Origin of the sequence: Gulosibacter sediminis, from assembly GCF_030011715.1 — a bacterium.
GTDB lineage: Bacteria > Actinomycetota > Actinomycetes > Actinomycetales > Microbacteriaceae > Gulosibacter > Gulosibacter sediminis.
In genome coordinates, this window is sequence record NZ_JASCYH010000006.1 from 1 (window position 1) to 17,357 (window position 17,357).

The window sequence follows — 17,357 nt, forward strand, 5'->3', positions numbered from 1 at the left end:
GGCGGCCGCGTATCGTACGCGGCCGCCCGACGGCCGTTTCCGGCCAACTCGGAGGAATGCCGCTCGGCCCCTCGCGGTTGTCACCACTATGACCTCAACGCGCATTGGTACCAGCGACCTCGAAATCTTCCCCCTCGTCCTCGGCGGCAACGTGTTCGGCTGGACGGCCGACCGCGACGCCAGCTTCGCCGTGCTCGACGCCTTTACCGCGGCCGGCGGCACGCTCATCGACACGGCCGACTCGTACAGCTACTGGGTTCCCGGCCACGAGGGCGGCGAGAGCGAGCGCACGATTGGCGAGTGGATTGCCGCGCGCAAGCCGCAGGGCGTGCAGATCGCGACGAAGGTCGGCATGCAGCCGGGCGGCCCGCAGCTCACCGCTGCCAATGTGCGCGCCGTCGCCGAACAGTCGCTCCAGCGCCTCGGCGTCGAAACCATCGACCTCTTCTACGCGCACAAGCCCGACGAGGTGACCCCGCTCGACGAGACCGTCGCGGCGTTCGACGCGCTCGTGCGCGACGGCCTGATCCGCACCATCGGCCTGTCGAACTACTCGGCCGAGCAGGTCGAGCAGTGGCTCGACATCGCCGAGCGCACCGGCGCCGCGAAGCCGGTCGCGCTGCAGCCGCAGTACAGCCTCGTGCACCGCGGTGACGTCGAGGGCCCGCTGCTCGAGACGGTGCAGCGCCACGAACTGAGCATCCTGTCGTACTACTCGCTCGCGTCGGGATTCCTCACCGGCAAGTACCGCGAGCCCGTCGAGGCGGGGGAGTCGCCGCGAGCCGGCGGCGCCTCGCAGTACGCGACGGCCGAGGGCGTGCGCATCATCGACGAGCTCGAGCGCATCGCCGGCGAGCACGGCGCGAGCATCGCGTCGACCGCCCTCGCGTGGCTTCGCCAGCAGCCGGGCGTCGCCGCGCCGATCGCGAGCGCGTCGAAGCCTTCGCAGGTCGCCGATCTCATCGCGGGCGCCACGCTCGAGCTCACGGATGCTGAGCTCGCGTCGCTCTCGGAGGTCTCGTCGGCGCTCATCCAGGCCTAGTTACACGAGCGGATGCGCGGCTCGGGCACAGCGCACGGGTCGCGCATCCTGCTTTTCCCGTCGTGCGCATCCTGCGGTTCGAGCCCGCGCAGCCGCCCTGTGGGAAACCAAAACGTGAAAAGTTCCCGGGCTTTACCTGAACGTTACCTCCACATGGAAGTATGATCGCGTTCGTATCACGGTTCTAGGAGGCCTCGTGGCTAAAAAGTCCCCGTTGGTGAAGGGCGGTGTCGCGGCCACCCTCGGCCTCGCGCTGGCTGCCACCGCATTCGTTGCTCCGGCAAACGCCGAAGCGCTAAACACCGGTGAGGTCATTCAGCCCACCGAAGGCACCACCCAGATCAACCTCATCGGCTTCAACGACTTCCACGGTCGCATCACGCAGGCCGACGCCTTCGCCGCCAACGTGCTGCAGGTGCAGGACACGTTCGGCGCCGACAACAGCCTCATCATCGGCAACGGTGACCAGGTTGGCGCCTCGGAGTTCGAGTCGTCGGTCGCCGGCGACCAGCCGTCGAAGGACGCGCTCGTCGCCCTCGGCGTCGACTCGTTCACCGCGGGTAACCACGAGTTCGACAAGGGCCAGGAAGACGCGCTCGCGATTCGCGACGAGTTCGGCACCCTGCTCGCTGCCAACGTCATCAAGGCCGATGGCACCCCGCTGCTCGACGCGTACAGCACCTTCGAGGTTGCCGGCCACACGGTCGCCGTCGTTGGCGCCGTGACGCAGTCCACCGCATCCGGCGTGAGCCCCGCGGGCATCGAGGGCCTCAGCTTCACCGACCCGGTTGACGCCGTGAACGACGTTGCCGCGCAGCTCTCCGACGGCGACGAGTCGAACGGCGAAGCCGACATCATCATCGCCTCGTACCACGAGGGTGGCCCCTCGAGCGGCAGCTACGACGACAACTCGTCGAACGAGACCTTCGCGAAGATGGCGACCGAGACGTCGGCTGACGTCGACGCCATCTACGAGGCGCACACGCACCAGACCTACAACTACGAGACCAACATTGACGGCAAGGTTCGCCAGGTAGTTCAGGCTGGTCAGTACGCCGAGAACGTCGGCCAGATCGTGCTCGACGTCGACGCCGACGGCAACGTCGTGAGCTCGTCGTCGTCGGTCATCCCGACCTACCTCGAGGACGGCTCGACCCCGCGAGTTGACGCGAGCACGCTGTCGGCCGACTCGCTGGCCACCTACAACACCATCGTCGGCATCCAAGAGGCAGCGGTCGCCGAGGCCGAGGTGCTCGGCGCCGAGCAGATCGGTGTCGTTGACGAAGACATCACCCGTGCGAAGACCTACGACGCCACCGGCGCCGTGACGGTCCAAGACAACCGTGCGCAGGAGTCGACCCTCGGCAGTGTTGTTGCCGACTCGATGATGCTCTGGGCGCAGGGCGTCGGCACCGACGCGCTCGACGCCGACCTGTCGATCATGAACCCGGGCGGCATGCGTTCCGACATCGCGGGCGACGGCACCCTCACCTACAAGGACGGCCAGGTTGTGCTGCCGTTCGTGAACAACCTCTCGGTGGTTTCGATCACCGGCGCCGAGCTCAAGAACGTGCTCGAGGAGCAGTGGCAGCTGCAGGCCGACGGCACCGTGCCGTCGCGCCCGTACCTGCAGCTCGGCCTCTCGTCGAACGTTGACTACAGCTACACCGGTTCGACTTCGGACGACCCGCTGACCACGCAGGGCAGTCACATCACCTCGGTCTACGTCGACGGCGTTGCCCTCGACGACGCGCAGGTCTACAAGGTCGTCATGCCGTCGTTCCTCGCGGCTGGTGGCGACAACTTCCTCTCGCTGAACAACAACGAGGGCGTCTACGACACCGGTTCGGTCGACCTCGACGCGTTCGTGCAGTACGTCGAGAGCCTCCCCGACACCCTGCTCGAACCCGAGCAGACCCGGAACGGCTTCCAGATCGACGGCTACTTCGGTGAGGACGGCGCTGCGCCGTCGATCGAGGCCGGCGCCGAGCAGACCATCACCGTCACCGACGTTGACCTGCACTCGCTCGACCTCGTCGCGAACGCCACCGTTGAGGTGCTGCTCGACGGCAACGTCATCGGCGAAGGCACCGTGAACGGCTCGACCCTCGCGGGCGAGACCACCACTGCCGACGTGACCTTCACGGTTCCGGCCGACACCGCGGCGGGCGACTACACCATCCAGGTCGTCGCGCAGCCCTCGGGCTCGACCGTCAACCTCCCGCTGACCGTGACCGCGGCCACCGAGACCACCCCGCCGACCACGACGCCGCCGACCACCCCGTCGACCGAGACCCCGGCACCGTCGGAGACCGAGTCGCAGGAGCCCCAGCTCGTCACCGAGCAGGAGCACTACACCACGGCTGAGTCGGCCGCGGGCGTCAACTACGTCGGCGTGAACTTCGCCGCGAACGAGGCTGTCGACATCGCGATCAGCGCTGACGGTGGCGACGCGCAGAGCGTCGACTCGGTGCTCGCTGACGCCGATGGCACGGTCAGCGGTCAGCTGACCTACCAGACGGTTGACGAGGCGACCGGCGCGGTGGTCGAGGACAACCTGCCCTGGCCGGCCGGCACCTACACGATCGTTGCCACACAGGGCGAACTTTCGGCGACCGTGACCTTCACGGTTGGCGACGAGACCGGTGCGGCGACCGACGGTGGCTCGACCGACGGCACCTCGACCGTGCCGGCGTCGAACAACAACGGCTCGGGCGACCAGCTCGCCACCACCGGTGCGAACGAGACCGCGATGTTCGCGGGCATCGCGGCGGGCGTCATCGCCCTCGCGCTCGGCGGCACCTTGATGCTGCTGCGCCGTCGGAACACCGACGCGTAAGTAACACGCCTCCGGGCGATCCGCCGCGGCGGTCGGAGCTTCGGCTCTGGCCGCCGCTGGCGTTTTCCGTGGAGTTTTGGCGGGGCGCGGGCGGAGGCGACCGGATGCGCGGGGTCGCGGTGTGGGATCGCGGCGGCGGGCGCGGGGTTGCGTACGATTTCTCACATGTCTGGGCAGCGGGGTGGCAAGCCGAGCGCCGTGGTGTACCGGCGCCGCCGGCTCGTTGTGCTCGTGCTCGCAGTGATCGTCGTCGCGCTGCTCGTCTGGGGCGTCGTCTCGATGTTCGGCGCACTCCGGGGTGGCGGCGACGCGACGTCAACGGGCGCGGCGCCGAGCTCGACTGAGACCGCAGCACCGACCTCGACCACCAGCGAGGCCGAGTCGACCGATTCGCCTGAGCCCACCGCATCCGAAACCCCGGAGCCGACCGACGACACCCCGGCCGTCTGCGCCGAGGGCGACGTCACGGTCACGGCGGTCACCGACGCGGCGACGTACGCAGCCGACGCGCTGCCGCAGCTGTCGATGAAGCTCGTGAACACAAGCGACACCCCGTGCCGGATGGACGTGGGCACTTCGGCGCAGATCTACACGATCAAGTCGGGCGACGACACGATTTGGACGTCGACGGACTGCCAGTCCGACGCCACGAGCCAGGTCGTCGAGCTGACGCCGGGCAAGGAAGTCACGTCGCCCGCGATCGAATGGGTGCGCGAGCGGTCGACGACTGACACGTGCGATTCCGATTCGCGGCCCGCCGCGGTCGGTGGCGGCGCGTACTACTCGCTCACGGTGTCGATCGGCGGCATCGCCTCGGAGCCGGTGTTCTTCGAACTGCAGTAGCGGCGGCGTTTAGACCGGGCGGAGGTGGTTGCCGTTGCGGTTGCCGTTGCTGCCCGGGTTCGCGTTGCCACCGCGGTCGCTATTGCCGCCACGGCTGCCGTCGCCCCCGCCGCTGCGGTTCCCGCCTCCGAGCGCGAGGTTGATGGCGTTCGTGACCGTGCCGTGCTCGGGCCCGAACTGCTTGCCGTAGCCGAGCCGCTTCGCCTCGGCGAACCGCATCTTCTCGGACGAAACGTGCCGAATCTCGCCGACCAGGCTGATTTCTCCGACGACGACCGTGTTCGGCTTTGTCGGTGTGTTCTTCTGCGCCGAGCTCAACGCGACGGCGATCGAGAGGTCGGCGCCCGGTTCGGTGAGGCGCACGCCGCCGACGGTCGAGACGTAGACGTCATGACTCGCGAGCTGGATGCCGCAGCGCCGCTCGAGCACCGCGAGGATCATCGCGACGCGGTTCGAGTCGACCCCGTTGGTGACGCGGCGCGGGTTCGGCGCCTGCGAGTGCACGACGAGCGCCTGCACCTCGACGGGCAGCACGCGCTTGCCCTCGAGCGCGACGGTGATCGCCGAGCCGGCCACGGGCTGGTCGCGCTGGCTCACGAACAGCGCCGATGGGTCTGGCACCTCGACCATGCCGTCGCCCGACATCTCAAAGCAGCCCACCTCATCCGTGGGGCCGAAGCGGTTCTTCAGCGTGCGCACGAAGCGCAGCGCGGTCTGCCGGTCGCCGTCGATGTGCGCGACGACGTCGACGAGGTGCTCGAGCAGGCGCGGGCCCGCGACGTTGCCGTCTTTCGTGACGTGACCGACGAGAATCGCTGGCATGTTGCGGGTCTTCGCCGCACGGATGATCGCCGTCGCGACCTCGCGCACCTGGCTCGGCTGGCCGGCGAGCGAGTCGACGTTCGCCGACGCGATGGTCTGCACCGAGTCGAGGATGAGCAGGGCCGGGTCGGTCTGCTCGATGTGGCCGAGCACGGTGCCGAGGTCGGTCTCGCTCGCGAGCAGCAGCGTGGGCTGGAGGGCGTTCGTGCGCTGGGCGCGCATCCGCACCTGGTTCACCGACTCTTCGCCCGAGACGTAGAGGACGCGAGCGCCGGTCGCGGCGATGCGCGACGCGGTTTCAAGCAGCAGCGTCGACTTGCCGACGCCGGGTTCGCCCGAGAGCAGGATCGCCGCGCCGGGCACGATGCCGCCGCCGAGCACGCGGTCGAATTCGCCGATGCTCGTGGGCTGGTGCTGCGCGACCTCGGACGCGGGCACCTCGGTGATCGGCACCGCGCGGTGGCGCGGTGCGAGAGCCTGCGCGCGGGCCTCGATGCCGGTGGGCACGCCCTTCTCGACGACCGTGCCCCATGCCTGGCACTCGGGGCAGCGGCCGACCCACTTGATGGATTCGTAGCCACACTCCGTGCACTCATAGGTGTTGCGTTGCTTGCTCTTCGTGGCCATGCTTCCAGGGTAGTTGCGGCCTCCGACGTCGGCCGGGGCCTGTGGATGGGTGGCGTGGCGTGGGGTGTCCCCGATGTCCCACTTTTTGCGTGGAAAGTGGGATGTTGGCGACACTCTGCGGCCGCGACGGGTGGGTGCGCGGGGCGGCGCGCGCGGCTCGCGTCGGTGCGACCCCGTCCTACGGGGTCGGCGTCGCCGAAGCCGAAGCCGTTGGCCCGTCACCGTCCGCGTGCGAAGTCGCGCCGTCGAACGTGAGCACGGTCGTGGTGCCGGGCGTGCTCGCGACGGTGAGGGGCGCATCCTCGGTGAAGGTCTCGGCGGCGAGGTCGGCCTGCACCGGGGCCATTGCGGGCAGCGTGCTCTCGGTCGAGTCGAGCGCGTCGCTCGCGAGCTGGGAGCCGGAGTTGGGCGTCCACGCTGCTGGCGCATCCGCCCCCAGGCCGTCGGGGGCGTGCAGCGAAACGGGAGCCAGCGCATCCGTCGCACCCGGATCGCGCATGTCGACGATGACGTACGCGAGCGAGCCGTCGTTGCCGTAGACGGCGTGCACCATGACGCTGCCGTCGCCGCTCACCGTGGGCGTGAGCACTTGGCCATCGGGCACCCAGCTCAGCAGCATGAGCGCGAGGAAGTTCGAGCGTCCCTCGATCACTTCGCCCGGCTCGTCGACCGAGCCGCTCGCGCACACTGGGCTCATCGGGGCGCCGCCCTCGCACGCCCCGAGCATCGAGTGAAAGGCGATGCGTTCGGCGCCGATCTCGGCGGCCGTGAACACATAGTCGCTGGTCCAGAGCGCCTGGGCATGCGTGCGGGAGGTCTCGTTGCCGCCTGAGCAGGAGGTCGGGCCGGTCTCTTCAACCCAGAATGGTAGGCCGGCGTCGTCGGCGACGCCCTTGCCGAGCCCGAGGATCTTGTGCGCGCTCTCGCGCAGCGACGGCGAGGTGAGGTTCTCGATGGTGGTCGTCGACGACTGGCCGCTCGTCGCGTCGCAGCGCCACAGCGGATACCAGTGCATCGTCACCGCGGCCTTGTTCGGCAGATCCGACTCGGTGTACGCCCGCAGCCAGGTCGTGTCGTAGGCGCCGGGGCCGGCGTAGTTCGTGCCCGGCGTCTCGGCGTCGATCGCGTCGGAGTACTCGACCAGCGCATCCTGGTAGGCGTCGGTGTCCCAGTCGTCGCCGCGCACCGCGAGGTCGGGCTGCGCCTCGGGGGAGTAGCCGTTCGGCTCGTTGCCGATCGTGATCGCGAGCAGGTGGTCGTCGAACGCGGCCGTCGCGTACTTCACCATGTCGGCGGCGCGCTCGGGGTCGTTGTGGCCGAGGTCGACGACGAGCGTGACGTCGGCATCGACCGCCACGACGACCGCCGCGACCCGCTCGAGGTCGGCCGGAGTGACTGTCGCCTCGGCCCACTCGGGCGCGGGTTCGTCGGTGCTCGTCCACCACATCCGCCGGTCGACCTTGTTGCCGCCGAAGCGTAGCGCCGGGTGGCCGAGCGCGGCGAGGGTCGTCGTGAGGTTCGAGTTGTCGCTATTCCAAGCGGGATTCGCGAGCTCGGTCGCCTCGAAGCTGAGGCCGAAGGTGCCACCCCAGGCGGTCGCGTCGTCTTGGAGCGCGAAGTTCGCGGTGATCGGTTTGCTCGTGAGCCCGGATGCGTCGGGCAGCGCGAATGTGCCCGGGTTCGGGTCGTAGCCGGGCACGATGAGCTGCTCGGCGATGTTTTGCGTCGGGGTTGGGGTGGTTGTGCTGGATGCGGTGCCCGAGCCGGTCGGGCCGGTCTCGGTTGCGTCGTGGGGCGCGAAGACGATGACCGCGACGAGGATGACGATGACTGCGGATGCGCCGGCGATGATCCAGGCGAGTCGGGGCGACCGGCGAGCAGGGGCGTTCGTGCGGTCAGAGGTCATCGAGTCGTCGTCATCCTTTGCGGTCGTGCACGTGCGGTGGCCTGCTGGCATCGTACCGAGGGGTGGTTTCGCGGGCGTGGGTGCGTGCGCTGCGCAGGGTGTCCCCGATGTCCCACTTTTCGCGCAAAAAGTGGGACATCGGGGACACCTTGTGGCGTCGGCCGCAGGATTCGTGGGGCTCGGCACGGAGGCGCGGCTCGGAGGGCGTACGGGAGCGGTTGCGAGAGCGGCCCGCGACCCCCGCATCCGGCCCTCGCCAAGATTCGGCAAAACATAAGTTGCGCGGGCACTGAGAAATGTGCTTAAAATAGACGCTGGTGACGTGTCCGAGCGGCCGAAGGTGCAACACTCGAAATGTTGTGTGGGGGCGACTCCACCGTGGGTTCAAATCCCACCGTCACCGCCAAAGAAAACCCCTGGCATCCAGGGGTTTTCTTCGTTTCCGAGGTGTTTATTGTGCAAATTTGGTGCACTTTTTCCGGGGTTCGTTCCCGAGTGTCGCGACCAAGACTCCCCTCCAACGGCGCGCTCATCGCGGTCAGGGCAAAATGACTGCCCGGGCCATAGCGGCGACCGCCTTGTTCACGCCCCGAGGTCTGCGGATTCCGCGCATCGACCCTCCGAGCAGGCGGAGCACGTCGAGCGTGGCGCTGCCGGGGGCTGGCGCACGGTAAGGGTCTTTACTGTCGCTCCATCCGAGCTCAAACATGAGTTCACTGATGCGCGAGTCCCAGAGTTCCGCAGGCGTTTCATTCGCGGCCACGGTGAGCGCCATCCAGCCGGCGTGCCGTTCGTCGGGTGTTCTTCCGAGGGGGAGGCGGCCGACAATGTGCCGCAGGATCGCTTGCGGATCGTCACGGTGCTTGGCGATGGCCTGAGTCGGGGCGATGCGGCCCTTGCGTACAGCGACGAGCCCCAGAGCACGCGCCGTGGCGCGCAGATTCATGACCGGCCGAGTGAGGTCTTCTCGGTTGGCTTTGCGGGGCCACCAATCGGCGACACCCGTGCGGTGTGCGATCTGCTCGACGGCCGCGGGCTGCAAATACCCGGCGTTGGTGAGCGTAACACCGGGCGCGACGACGTCGAGGAGCACCAGGAACGGTTCGGCGAGATCCGCTGCATCTTCTGCGCTGACGTCAGTTGCGCCGGAAATGGCGGGATGTGCGAGCGCGTCGCGCACGCCTCGTGCGCCGACGTTGTCGGCCAGTTCGAGCAGCGACTCAAGTTCTTCGACGAGCGGAACTGGGTCTGCCATGGCTGCCGCAATGAGCTCGTTCGTCTCACCAATGGCGAAGGTATCGGGGTGCCAGCCGTCGGGCAGCCAGTCGCGACCTTCCGCTGCGCTGTCGAAAGCCTGAGGGAGGATCGCGTTGTCGTAGTCCGCGCGCACCCAGGCGGCGAGCTCTGCATATCCCCAAACGCCGCCGCAGTCCTCTGGCGGGCAGGCAAGCCTCCCACCGACGCACGTCGGTGCCGGAGGAGGGCTGTCGAGCACTTTCTCGACGTGCAGGAGGTGGTTCCAGTCATCACCGAAGTCGTAGTCGTACCAGAGTCGGTCACCCTCGGCAGCCAGGACCTGATCGAGACGCACGTCTTCTTCGAGCATCCCTTCGGTGCCCTCGGCGAGGTCGAACCGGGTGAGGAACTCGGGAGGGTTCTGGTCGTTGCTGGTGCGGAAGCGGTGCAGGTGACTGTCGGTCCATCCCATCGCCGCCTGAATCACCTCGTGCAGTCGCGGGAGGAGGATGTCGCCGGGCACCTCGACGCGGCGCCACACCGGCGGTTTCGTGTGCTGCAGGTCGATGCGGATGCGAAAGCCCCGCACCACCGAGGGGGTGGGGAGGAGTTGCGGCTCGGGCCGGCGCCAGAGGTCGCCCAGGCCTTGCCCGTCGAACGAATCACCGGCCTGTGCTGACATCGCGCTTGCACGGATGTAGTCGACGAATGTCTGAATGTTTGCGGCTTCGGAACCCTCAGTCGCCATGCGTGCTCTCCCAGTTCGGTGCGCCGCGAATGACGACGCAGCATCGCGAACAATTCTGGATCAGCGGATGCTGCCCTTCAACCGTGGGGAGCGATGCGGCTGCGAGTGCGTGCGTCGCACCCCGCCGGGCGGGTGAGAATCAACGACGCCCAAACGGCTACGTGTGGCGACCATGTCGGCGAAGGTAGATGCGAGGGCGCCGGAAGTTGCGGATTGCTGGTTCCGGCGCCGGTCGCATTTCCTGCTGTGGGGCTTGCCTTTGTCTCGCGGTCACTTCTTGCGATCCGACTACGCGGCGCGGCCCTGTGCCGCCGACTCGATGAGGTTGCCGCCCTGCAGTGCGGAGCCGCTGCCGATCGCCTCGACCCACGCATCCGTCGTCGCGACCGCCGCCCAGTTCGAGTTGAGCAGCGCCATGAGCGTCTCGTGCACCTGCTGTGCCGAGGCAGATCCGGCCTCGTTCGAGAGGTCGACCGTGCCCGTCGCATCCGAAAGCACCTCGACGCTGAAGCCGAGCGGCTCGGCGGCCGCGGCCGAGCCGAGCACGCAGTTGTTCGTCATGTACCCGACGAGGGTGACGGTATCGATGTTGCGCTCGCGCAGCCATTCCTCGAGGCTGGTGCCGGCGAAGACGCTCGCGAACGACTTGGTGAACTGGTGCGCGGCCTTGTCGGCGCGCGCCTCGAGCTCGGGATGCAGTGGGAACGTCGCGCCCGCGGGGTCGAAGATGGGTGCGCCGGCGGGCGCTTCGTGCTGCACGATCACGACCGGAACGTCGGCGTTTGCGGCGGCGTCGATGGCCGCGGCGATGCGCGCAACCGACTCGTTGCGGTCGGGGAACTGAATGGGAAGCAGGCCCTCGAAGTACTCCTGCTGGGCGTCGATGATGATCAGGGCGCGGTTCGGTGTGGTCATGATGCTCCTTGGTGTTGGTGGCGGGCGTGTCGTCGGAGGCTGGAGCCTCGGTACTCGCAAGTCACGGCAAATAGAGGTGTTTGCCGTGAGGCTGAGCGTAGCAAAAGTTCCCGGTAAATCGACGTTGCTACCATGAGAACTATGCGCGAACTGCCTCTTCCCCCGAGTCCTGGTGCGCTTGAGCATCCCAGTATCGACCTCGTGAACAGCGTGATTCGGCTGCCTGGCGACGTGGTCGTCGACGCGATCGAGACGCCCGCGGACGCTACGTCGTGGCTGATCGAACGTGGCCTCGCCGCCGAAGGTTCCATGCTCGAGTCCTACTGCCAGAACCGGCTGCTCGGCATGCGCGAGGACCTGCGGGAGGCGTTCGCAGCGGCGGTCGACGGGGTGCGGCTGGGGGAGCACGCGCTCGACCGCATCAATGCGGCGATGAAGGCGGCCCCGCAAGTCCCGCTGCTCGGCATGGCACCTGGGGGTGGGTTCGTTCGGGTCCCGGAGCATCCCGTGACGCAGGTTGTCGAGCAGGCAATGTCAGGAATCGCCGAGGATGCGGCGACGCTACTGACCGGCGACGAGGCGCCGCTGCTCGCGCGCTGCGAAGCCGAGCCGTGCATCCGGTTCTTTTTGCGAACCCACGCGCGTCGGCAGTGGTGTTCGACGCGCTGCGGCGATCGCGTGCGGGCGGCGCGGGCCTACGCGCGCAAGAAGGAAGCGGCGGCGGCCGACGCTCGCGGTTAGAGTTTCGCGGCAGCGCCCGCAGTGAGCGTCGGCTCGCGTAGTCGGCCCAACCCGCCTGAGGTAGTCGTGCGAGTGGGCTACTGCGACGAGTTGTCCGCGTCGTCGTCGAGTTCCTTGAGGCGCTTCAGCTTCGACCACGGGACGAACGTGACCCACGCGATTGAGGCCACGGACGCGCTCATGATCATCGAGACGATATCCATGGGGCGACAGTACCCGACATATATCGCTTAAGCGGCACCGGGCGAGGTAGCGGACGCGCGGACATTGCGCGCGTCAACGTGTCGCGCCACCGGCTAGGCGTCGACCGGTGCGACCACCCGCGCGCTGCGCCCCTCGAACGTCACGACGTCACCGTTGTGCAGCTGCCGGCCACGCCGGGTGTCGACCTCGCCATTCACCCCGACCAGACCATCCCCGATGAGCTCCTTCGCGTCGCCGCCGGTCTCGAGCAGGCCCGAGAACTTCAGGAACTGGCCGAGGCGGATCATGTCGGTGGCGATGGGCACGTCGTCGATCGGCTGGTTGTTGCGCATGGCTGCCACGCTACGTCACCGGCGCGCGGCGTCGCGGCGGCGGATGACGATGCGCTTCGTGTTCGACGGATCCGCGCGGTCGAACCACACGTCGACGACCTCACCGTTGACGAGCGGGTCGGCGACCGGGATGCGCGTCGAGCGCTGCACGAAACGGCGCGTGCCCGCCGCATCCTCGAAGGCGTAGGTGACGGTCGTGATCAGCGCGCTCGACCGCGAACTAGAGCAATCGCAAAACCGCTTCGGCGAACTTGGGCACACCAGCCTTTGCGAGTTGCGTCAAGAGTGCAGTCGTCGTGAGCGGCGGGTTCTCGTAGGCGTCGGCCTGCCGACGGACTGCCCCAACGGTCTCGGCTGGATGCAGATCGAGCTGGTTGAGCAGAAACTCATCGGGATGAATGGCGTCGAGATCGTATGGAGCCAGCGCTTCGGTTGGGAAATGGCGAAGGTTGAATGTCACCAGCACAGCGGCGTCGCCTCGAACGGCGGCGGCCAGTACATGTCTGTCGTTCTCGTCGCATGTCATCTGGGGTTCCAGTGACTCGTATCCGTGTACCTCGGCATCGGGAAATGCGGCCTGCATGTTGGCAATACGTTTGCGGATGGCGTCGCCCGGCAAGCCGCGTTTCAATAGGTTTCGTTCGAGCTCTTCGAGGATCCCGGCCGACCACATGGGTCGAAATGTGCCTGTCTCGGCAAGCGTGAGGAAGAGGTCGTTCAGGGCGCCGCCGAAGATGGTGCAGGTGTCGAGGAGCGCCGGGAACGCCATCTTGCCGTCTACTCCGACTCGGGCTCGTAGGTGACGTCGAACAAGCCGTCCTGCTGGCCCTCGCGCGCGGTGCGGCGGAGGAGCGCGCGTCGCTCGACCCGCGCATCCTCTTGGTAGCGGAGGAGGTCTGTCAGCAGCACTCGGCGATGGCGGCCGACGGTCGAGAAGGGGATTTCGCCCTCGGTGAGGTGCTTCACCAGCGTCGGTCGCGAGATGCCGAGGAAGTCTGCGGCCTCTTGCGTGGTGAGTTGGGTGTCATGAGGCATGACGCTGATGCCGCGGCCTGCGCTGAGCGTCACGGCGATGTGGCGAACGATCTCGAAGAGGCTGCCGGGAAGCTCGAGCTCCTCGCCGTCGCCGGCGACGATGCGCATCGTCGCGCCGTTGTCGGACTGGTGGTCGAACTGTTCCTTGAGGCGCGCGAATTGGGCACCTTCTGCTTCGCTCGGGACGAAGGTGCGGCCGTTGGCGTCGTCGAGGGTGTTGCGCATGGTGAGGTCCTGTCTTCTTCTTCTTCATCAGTTTATTCGAAATATTCGAAAATGTGAAGTGTTTCAGTGTCCAGCAACCCGACAGCAAAAAGTCTTGCGGCGTCACAAACCGCAGAAATATCGGGGTACTTCGATACTTTTTGAGCACTATGACGAAAATCGAAACCACCACTGCCGGAAGCCTGCCCCGCACGCAGGCGCTCATCGACGCCAACTCGGCGCGCACCGTCGCTGACGACGGCTTCACGCTGCAGTCGACGCCCGAATACGACGCCCTCGTGACCGAGGCGGTGCGCGACGTCGTCGAGCGCCAGCGCGAGCTCGGCATCACGCAGCCCGGCGACGGTGAGTTCGGCAAGGCCATGTCGAGCCCGGTCGATTACGGCGCGTGGTGGACCTACTCGTTCCAGCGCAACAAGGGACTCTCGCTCACCGGCGACAACCCGTTCACGCAGGAGCCCGTGCGCTCGACGCCGGGCAACGTGCAGCTCACCTCGTTCCCCGACCGCCGCGACTGGACGATCTTCGCGGAGGCCTACGCCGACCCGAACAGCGGCATGGGCACGGGCAAGAACGCGACCGAGTGGCCGGCGACGACCGGCGAGATCGAGTACGTCGGCCAGGATGCGATTGCCACCGACGTGCGCAACCTCGCCTCGGCGCTCGAGGCCGGCGAGCGCGGCTTCATCACCGCGATCGCGCCCGGCTCGGCCGCGCGCATCCAGAACGACTTCTACGCGAGCGAGCAGGAGCACATCGACGCCTGGATCCCCGCGCTCCACGAGGAGTACAAGGCCGTCACCGACGCCGGCCTCATCGTGCAGCTCGACGACCCGTCGCTCGCCGAGAACTGGGACCAGATCAACCCCGAGCCGAGCGTCGAGGACTACCTCGCGTTCACGCAGATCCGCATCGACGCGATCAACGAGGCGATCAAGGGTCTGCCAAAGGAACTCGTGCGCCTGCACCTCTGCTGGGGCTCGTGGCACGGACCGCACACGACCGACATCGAGCTCAAGCACATCCTCAAGACCGTGCTTTCGGCGAACGTCGGCCAGGTCTCGTTCGAGGCTGCGAACGCGCGCCACGAGCACGAGTGGGAGATCTGGGAAGAGAACAAGGCGATCATCCCCGACGACCTCGTGCTCGTGCCCGGCGTCGTGAGCCACTCGACGAACCTCGTCGAGCACCCTGACCTCGTCGCGCAGCGCATCGCGCGCTTCGCGAAGATCGTCGGCCCCGAGCGCGTCATCGCGTCGACCGACTGCGGCCTCGGTGGCCGCATCCACCCGCAGATCGCCTGGGCGAAGCTCGATTCGCTCGGTGAGGGCGCGCGCCGCGCGGTCGCCCGCATCTAGTCGCTGTCGCTGAGGGGCCCGGCATGTGCGGGGCCTCTTCGCGTTTTCTGTGGCCCGAGATCGATGCCGCGGAGATGGCAGCGGCAGAAATGACGACCGTGGAGATGCGGTTTTCTACGATCACTGCGGTTGCGACCGCAGCGATCGTAGAAAACCGCATCGAACGTGGCTTGGCCACCGCCTTCACCACCCATACGCGCGGCCCGACCTACGGCGTGACCGCCTGCGGCAGTACCGAGAGCGCGATCACGACGAGGGCGACGACGCCCGCACCGACCGTCCCGAGCAGCAGCGCCAGCTGCAGCCACGGCGCGCGATTGAAGACCGGACGGCGCCCCGAGTGACGGATGCTCGCGCCGAGATACAGCCCGGCCGCGGCGGCGATGCCGAGGTAGCCGAGCAGCGCGAGCACATCCTCGCCCGGGCGCCCGAGCATGAGCCGCGACCAGAGCAGCGAGTAGATGCCGATCTCGAGCGCGGTGCGCTGCCACGCAAACCGCGTCTCGCTGCGCGGCAGCGCGACCTCATCGGGGTCGTACGAATGCAGCGTCATAGCAACATCGCCGCGACGAGCAGCGCGCCCGATACCGCGACCGAGATCGACAAGATCAGCCCGAGCGGCGTGCGCGGCAGCGGCTCGTCGCGGCGCAGCGCGCGCTCGGTGCGCATCCACGAAAACCACGCGGCGACCGCGAGCACGATGCCGGTCAGCACGAGCGCGACGGCCGCGAGCATCCGCATCACCTCGTGCAGCTGCTGGCCGAGCAGCTGCAGCGCGATGCCGCACGCGATCAGCGCGATCGCCGTGCGCATCCACGCGAGAAACGTGCGCTCGTTCGAGAGCGTGAAGCGCGCATCCGGCTCTTCGCCCGACGCATAGACCGACTTCGGAAACCGCGACTCTGCAGACATGCCCCCATTGTGCGCCGCCCGCGCCGCCTCGGCCATGGGTGTCGCGTTTCGTCCCATTCGGCGGACGAAATCGCCGAGAAATGGGCCCAAACGCAACACCCATGCGAGGGCGAAGCGTTGGGAGAGGAGACGAAACCGCAATCATTCATGCGGCCGGTCGGGCGGATGCGTGGCTAGGGTGACGCGCATGAGCGAAGTTGGTCAGCACGGCGAGCCGGGGGAGTCGGCGGGCTCGCCCGGCCGCAACAAGGCCGTGACGGCGACTGTCCTTGGCGCGCTTTCGTTGCTGACACCCCTCTATTTCGTCATCGTGATGTTCCTGCAGATGCTCGAGCCCCACTCGTACATCGGCATGAACGCGCTGTACACGGTCCCGCTGTCTCCGGTGAGCGCGATTCTTGCTGGCGTTGGCATCTGGCTCGCCCGCCGGGCCCGGCGCGACGGGGCGAATGCGGGCGTCGGGCTGACGCTGTGCATCCTCGGCCTCATCGCGAGCCTCACGAACTTCGCCCTGGTCCAGCCGTGGCGAGCGTTCTTCTGAGCGCCGCGAACGGGAATGAGCGGGGCGCGCGGCGCGTTGCTACGAGCATGACTTCGAACACGCAGGCCACTCCCGAGCCGATCGCCATTGATATCTGGACCGACGTCGTCTGCCCGTGGTGCTACATCGGCGAATCGCGCCTCCACGATGCCCTCGAGGCCGAGGGCCTCAGCGACCGCTTCAAGATCGAGCTGCACGCGTTCGAGCTCGACCCGACCTCGCCCGTCGGCGACGGCAGCGAGAACAACGTCGACCACCTCGCCCGCCGAAAGGGCATGCCCCGCGAGCAGATCGAGCAGATGGAGCAGCAGATCCACGGCCTCGCCGACGAGATCGGACGCCCCTACGCGACCGAGCGCCCGATGGCGAACACCCGCCCACTGCACCGCGTGCGCCAGGCGGTCATCGACAACGGTGGTGACGGCGACGCGTTCTTCCTCGACCTGCAGCGCCGCTACTTCGCCGGCGACGTGAACCCCTTCAACCAGGACGAGATCGTCGCGGCCGCCACGAAGCAGGGCCTCGACGAGGAGCGCACCCGCGAAGTACTCGCCGGTGACGACTTCAACCAGGAGGTCACCGACGAGGCCCGCCGCGCCCAGATGCTCGGCGCCCAGGGCGTGCCGTTCTTCCTCTTCAACCACAAGTACACGGCGCCGGGCGCGCTGCCGCTCGACACTTTCCGTCAGGTCGTGCGCTCGCTCGTGGCCGAGCAGGATGCGCAGGTTGCCGAATGAGCGCAACACCCGAGCGGCTTGCCTCGGTCGCGGCCACGGCGGCGATGGATGCGCTGCGCAAGAACCGCGCCGACGCCGCGGCCGATTCTGCGGTCACGGCCCACGCCGACGCAGCCACCGCATCCGACTCGAGCGAAGCGCTGACCAGCGACGCAGCCGCGGCCGCTGAGGGCGCAACCACGGCATCCGACTCAGGTTCGGCCCCGCAGTTGCCCGCACTCCAGGGCCTCGACACCCTCCTCGGCGGGGTGGTCACCGCGACCACCTGCTCAATCGACGGCACCTGCGACTAGC

General features: G+C 67.8%; 19 protein-coding genes and 1 tRNA gene. 9 read left to right on the forward strand and 11 right to left on the reverse strand.

Annotated features, from left to right (window positions below; translation table 11 throughout):
- The first annotated feature begins 88 nt into the window (after window positions 1–88).
- The 3 genes from QM019_RS03620 to QM019_RS03630 all read left to right on the forward strand — a co-directional run bounded on the left by QM019_RS03620 (window position 89) and on the right by QM019_RS03630 (window position 4,724).
- Entirely contained in the window at window positions 89–1,042 is a 954-nt protein-coding gene (locus tag QM019_RS03620; protein ID WP_282851897.1) for an aldo/keto reductase, read from the forward strand.
- Between the two features lie 196 nt (window positions 1,043–1,238).
- On the forward strand, window positions 1,239–3,881 hold the full coding sequence (locus tag QM019_RS03625; RefSeq protein WP_282851898.1) for a 5'-nucleotidase C-terminal domain-containing protein: 2,643 nt from the start codon (window positions 1,239–1,241) through the stop codon (window positions 3,879–3,881).
- Between the two features lie 165 nt (window positions 3,882–4,046).
- A complete protein-coding gene (locus QM019_RS03630; protein ID WP_282851899.1) occupies window positions 4,047–4,724 on the forward strand; it encodes a hypothetical protein in 678 nt (225 codons plus the stop codon).
- A gap of 9 nt (window positions 4,725–4,733) precedes the next feature.
- Here the strand turns inward: QM019_RS03630 and radA are convergent, their stop codons facing one another.
- Window positions 4,734–6,173 (reverse strand): DNA repair protein RadA, encoded by a 1,440-nt coding sequence (gene radA / locus QM019_RS03635; protein WP_282851900.1) that lies wholly within the window; start codon window positions 6,171–6,173, stop codon window positions 4,734–4,736.
- 178 nt (window positions 6,174–6,351) lie between these two features.
- Window positions 6,352–8,130 (reverse strand): hypothetical protein, encoded by a 1,779-nt coding sequence (locus QM019_RS03640; protein ID WP_282851901.1) that lies wholly within the window; start codon window positions 8,128–8,130, stop codon window positions 6,352–6,354.
- 265 nt (window positions 8,131–8,395) lie between these two features.
- Between QM019_RS03640 and QM019_RS03645 the strand changes: the two genes are divergently transcribed.
- Window positions 8,396–8,485: transfer RNA gene (locus QM019_RS03645), tRNA-Ser, on the forward strand.
- Window positions 8,486–8,617: 132 nt separating this feature from the next.
- Here the strand turns inward: QM019_RS03645 and QM019_RS03650 are convergent.
- Together QM019_RS03650 and QM019_RS03655 are read right to left on the reverse strand one after the other, a co-directional pair.
- Entirely contained in the window at window positions 8,618–10,063 is a 1,446-nt protein-coding gene (locus QM019_RS03650; protein ID WP_282851902.1) for a plasmid pRiA4b ORF-3 family protein, read from the reverse strand.
- Between the two features lie 288 nt (window positions 10,064–10,351).
- Window positions 10,352–10,978, reverse strand: coding sequence for an isochorismatase family protein (locus tag QM019_RS03655; RefSeq protein ID WP_282851903.1), 627 nt, complete (start codon window positions 10,976–10,978; stop codon window positions 10,352–10,354).
- A 141-nt stretch (window positions 10,979–11,119) separates the two neighbouring features.
- Here QM019_RS03655 and QM019_RS03660 point away from each other — a divergent pair, with 141 nt between their 5' ends.
- Window positions 11,120–11,719: a CGNR zinc finger domain-containing protein gene (locus QM019_RS03660; RefSeq protein ID WP_282851904.1), complete on the forward strand. Its 600-nt coding sequence runs from the start codon at window positions 11,120–11,122 to the stop codon at window positions 11,717–11,719.
- A gap of 77 nt (window positions 11,720–11,796) precedes the next feature.
- Here the strand turns inward: QM019_RS03660 and QM019_RS03665 are convergent, their stop codons facing one another.
- The 5 genes from QM019_RS03665 to QM019_RS03685 all read right to left on the reverse strand — a co-directional run bounded on the left by QM019_RS03665 (window position 11,797) and on the right by QM019_RS03685 (window position 13,515).
- Window positions 11,797–11,922, reverse strand: a complete 126-nt coding sequence (locus tag QM019_RS03665; protein WP_282851905.1) for a hypothetical protein — start codon at window positions 11,920–11,922, stop codon at window positions 11,797–11,799.
- Between the two features lie 93 nt (window positions 11,923–12,015).
- On the reverse strand, window positions 12,016–12,255 hold the full coding sequence (locus tag QM019_RS03670) for an RNA-binding S4 domain-containing protein (protein ID WP_282851906.1): 240 nt from the start codon (window positions 12,253–12,255) through the stop codon (window positions 12,016–12,018).
- A 15-nt stretch (window positions 12,256–12,270) separates the two neighbouring features.
- Entirely contained in the window at window positions 12,271–12,405 is a 135-nt protein-coding gene (locus tag QM019_RS03675) for a hypothetical protein (RefSeq protein WP_282827774.1), read from the reverse strand.
- A gap of 70 nt (window positions 12,406–12,475) precedes the next feature.
- Entirely contained in the window at window positions 12,476–13,024 is a 549-nt protein-coding gene (locus tag QM019_RS03680) for a PIN domain-containing protein (RefSeq protein WP_282851907.1), read from the reverse strand.
- Window positions 13,025–13,032: 8 nt separating this feature from the next.
- Window positions 13,033–13,515 (reverse strand): helix-turn-helix domain-containing protein, encoded by a 483-nt coding sequence (locus QM019_RS03685; protein ID WP_282851908.1) that lies wholly within the window; start codon window positions 13,513–13,515, stop codon window positions 13,033–13,035.
- Between the two features lie 149 nt (window positions 13,516–13,664).
- On the opposite strand from QM019_RS03685, the gene QM019_RS03690 reads away from it, so the two are divergent.
- Window positions 13,665–14,873 carry a cobalamin-independent methionine synthase II family protein gene (locus QM019_RS03690; RefSeq protein ID WP_282851909.1) on the forward strand — a complete coding sequence of 403 codons (1,209 nt, stop codon included), beginning with the start codon at window positions 13,665–13,667 and terminating at the stop codon, window positions 14,871–14,873.
- Between the two features lie 208 nt (window positions 14,874–15,081).
- On the opposite strand, the gene QM019_RS03695 is transcribed toward QM019_RS03690, so the two are convergent.
- Together QM019_RS03695 and QM019_RS03700 are read right to left on the reverse strand one after the other, a co-directional pair.
- Complete coding sequence (locus QM019_RS03695) at window positions 15,082–15,426, reverse strand: hypothetical protein (RefSeq protein ID WP_282851910.1); 345 nt, start codon at window positions 15,424–15,426, stop codon at window positions 15,082–15,084.
- A complete protein-coding gene (locus tag QM019_RS03700) occupies window positions 15,423–15,785 on the reverse strand; it encodes a YidH family protein (protein WP_125107699.1) in 363 nt (120 codons plus the stop codon). Before QM019_RS03700 ends, QM019_RS03695 begins: the two co-directional genes overlap by 4 nt.
- Before the next feature lie 187 nt (window positions 15,786–15,972).
- On the opposite strand from QM019_RS03700, the gene QM019_RS03705 reads away from it, so the two are divergent.
- Genes QM019_RS03705 through QM019_RS03715 form a run of 3 tightly spaced genes read left to right on the forward strand, consistent with a single transcriptional unit; the run spans window position 15,973 to window position 17,356 of the window.
- A complete protein-coding gene (locus QM019_RS03705) occupies window positions 15,973–16,326 on the forward strand; it encodes a hypothetical protein (protein WP_282851911.1) in 354 nt (117 codons plus the stop codon).
- Between the two features lie 47 nt (window positions 16,327–16,373).
- Window positions 16,374–17,063 carry a DsbA family oxidoreductase gene (locus tag QM019_RS03710; RefSeq protein ID WP_282851912.1) on the forward strand — a complete coding sequence of 230 codons (690 nt, stop codon included), beginning with the start codon at window positions 16,374–16,376 and terminating at the stop codon, window positions 17,061–17,063.
- Entirely contained in the window at window positions 17,060–17,356 is a 297-nt protein-coding gene (locus QM019_RS03715) for a hypothetical protein (protein ID WP_282851913.1), read from the forward strand. Before QM019_RS03710 ends, QM019_RS03715 begins: the two co-directional genes overlap by 4 nt.
- Window position 17,357: the final 1 nt, after the last annotated feature.

What these genes read in the sequence shown, in the direction of transcription:
- QM019_RS03690 (WP_282851909.1), top strand. Translation starts at nt 13,665, where the DNA reads ATGACGAAAATCGAAACCACCACTGCCGGAAGCCTGCCCCGCACGCAG.
- QM019_RS03670 (WP_282851906.1), bottom strand. Translation starts at nt 12,255, where the DNA reads ATGCGCAACAACCAGCCGATCGACGACGTGCCCATCGCCACCGACATG.
- QM019_RS03665 (WP_282851905.1), bottom strand. Translation starts at nt 11,922, where the DNA reads ATGGATATCGTCTCGATGATCATGAGCGCGTCCGTGGCCTCAATCGCG.
- QM019_RS03710 (WP_282851912.1), top strand. Translation starts at nt 16,374, where the DNA reads ATGACTTCGAACACGCAGGCCACTCCCGAGCCGATCGCCATTGATATC.
- QM019_RS03700 (WP_125107699.1), bottom strand. Translation starts at nt 15,785, where the DNA reads ATGTCTGCAGAGTCGCGGTTTCCGAAGTCGGTCTATGCGTCGGGCGAA.
- QM019_RS03715 (WP_282851913.1), top strand. Translation starts at nt 17,060, where the DNA reads ATGAGCGCAACACCCGAGCGGCTTGCCTCGGTCGCGGCCACGGCGGCG.
- QM019_RS03705 (WP_282851911.1), top strand. Translation starts at nt 15,973, where the DNA reads ATGAGCGAAGTTGGTCAGCACGGCGAGCCGGGGGAGTCGGCGGGCTCG.
- QM019_RS03685 (WP_282851908.1), bottom strand. Translation starts at nt 13,515, where the DNA reads ATGCGCAACACCCTCGACGACGCCAACGGCCGCACCTTCGTCCCGAGC.
- QM019_RS03620 (WP_282851897.1), top strand. Translation starts at nt 89, where the DNA reads ATGACCTCAACGCGCATTGGTACCAGCGACCTCGAAATCTTCCCCCTC.
- QM019_RS03650 (WP_282851902.1), bottom strand. Translation starts at nt 10,063, where the DNA reads ATGGCGACTGAGGGTTCCGAAGCCGCAAACATTCAGACATTCGTCGAC.
- QM019_RS03655 (WP_282851903.1), bottom strand. Translation starts at nt 10,978, where the DNA reads ATGACCACACCGAACCGCGCCCTGATCATCATCGACGCCCAGCAGGAG.
- QM019_RS03630 (WP_282851899.1), top strand. Translation starts at nt 4,047, where the DNA reads ATGTCTGGGCAGCGGGGTGGCAAGCCGAGCGCCGTGGTGTACCGGCGC.
- radA (WP_282851900.1), bottom strand. Translation starts at nt 6,173, where the DNA reads ATGGCCACGAAGAGCAAGCAACGCAACACCTATGAGTGCACGGAGTGT.
- QM019_RS03640 (WP_282851901.1), bottom strand. Translation starts at nt 8,130, where the DNA reads ATGCCAGCAGGCCACCGCACGTGCACGACCGCAAAGGATGACGACGAC.
- QM019_RS03680 (WP_282851907.1), bottom strand. Translation starts at nt 13,024, where the DNA reads ATGGCGTTCCCGGCGCTCCTCGACACCTGCACCATCTTCGGCGGCGCC.
- QM019_RS03660 (WP_282851904.1), top strand. Translation starts at nt 11,120, where the DNA reads ATGCGCGAACTGCCTCTTCCCCCGAGTCCTGGTGCGCTTGAGCATCCC.
- QM019_RS03695 (WP_282851910.1), bottom strand. Translation starts at nt 15,426, where the DNA reads ATGACGCTGCATTCGTACGACCCCGATGAGGTCGCGCTGCCGCGCAGC.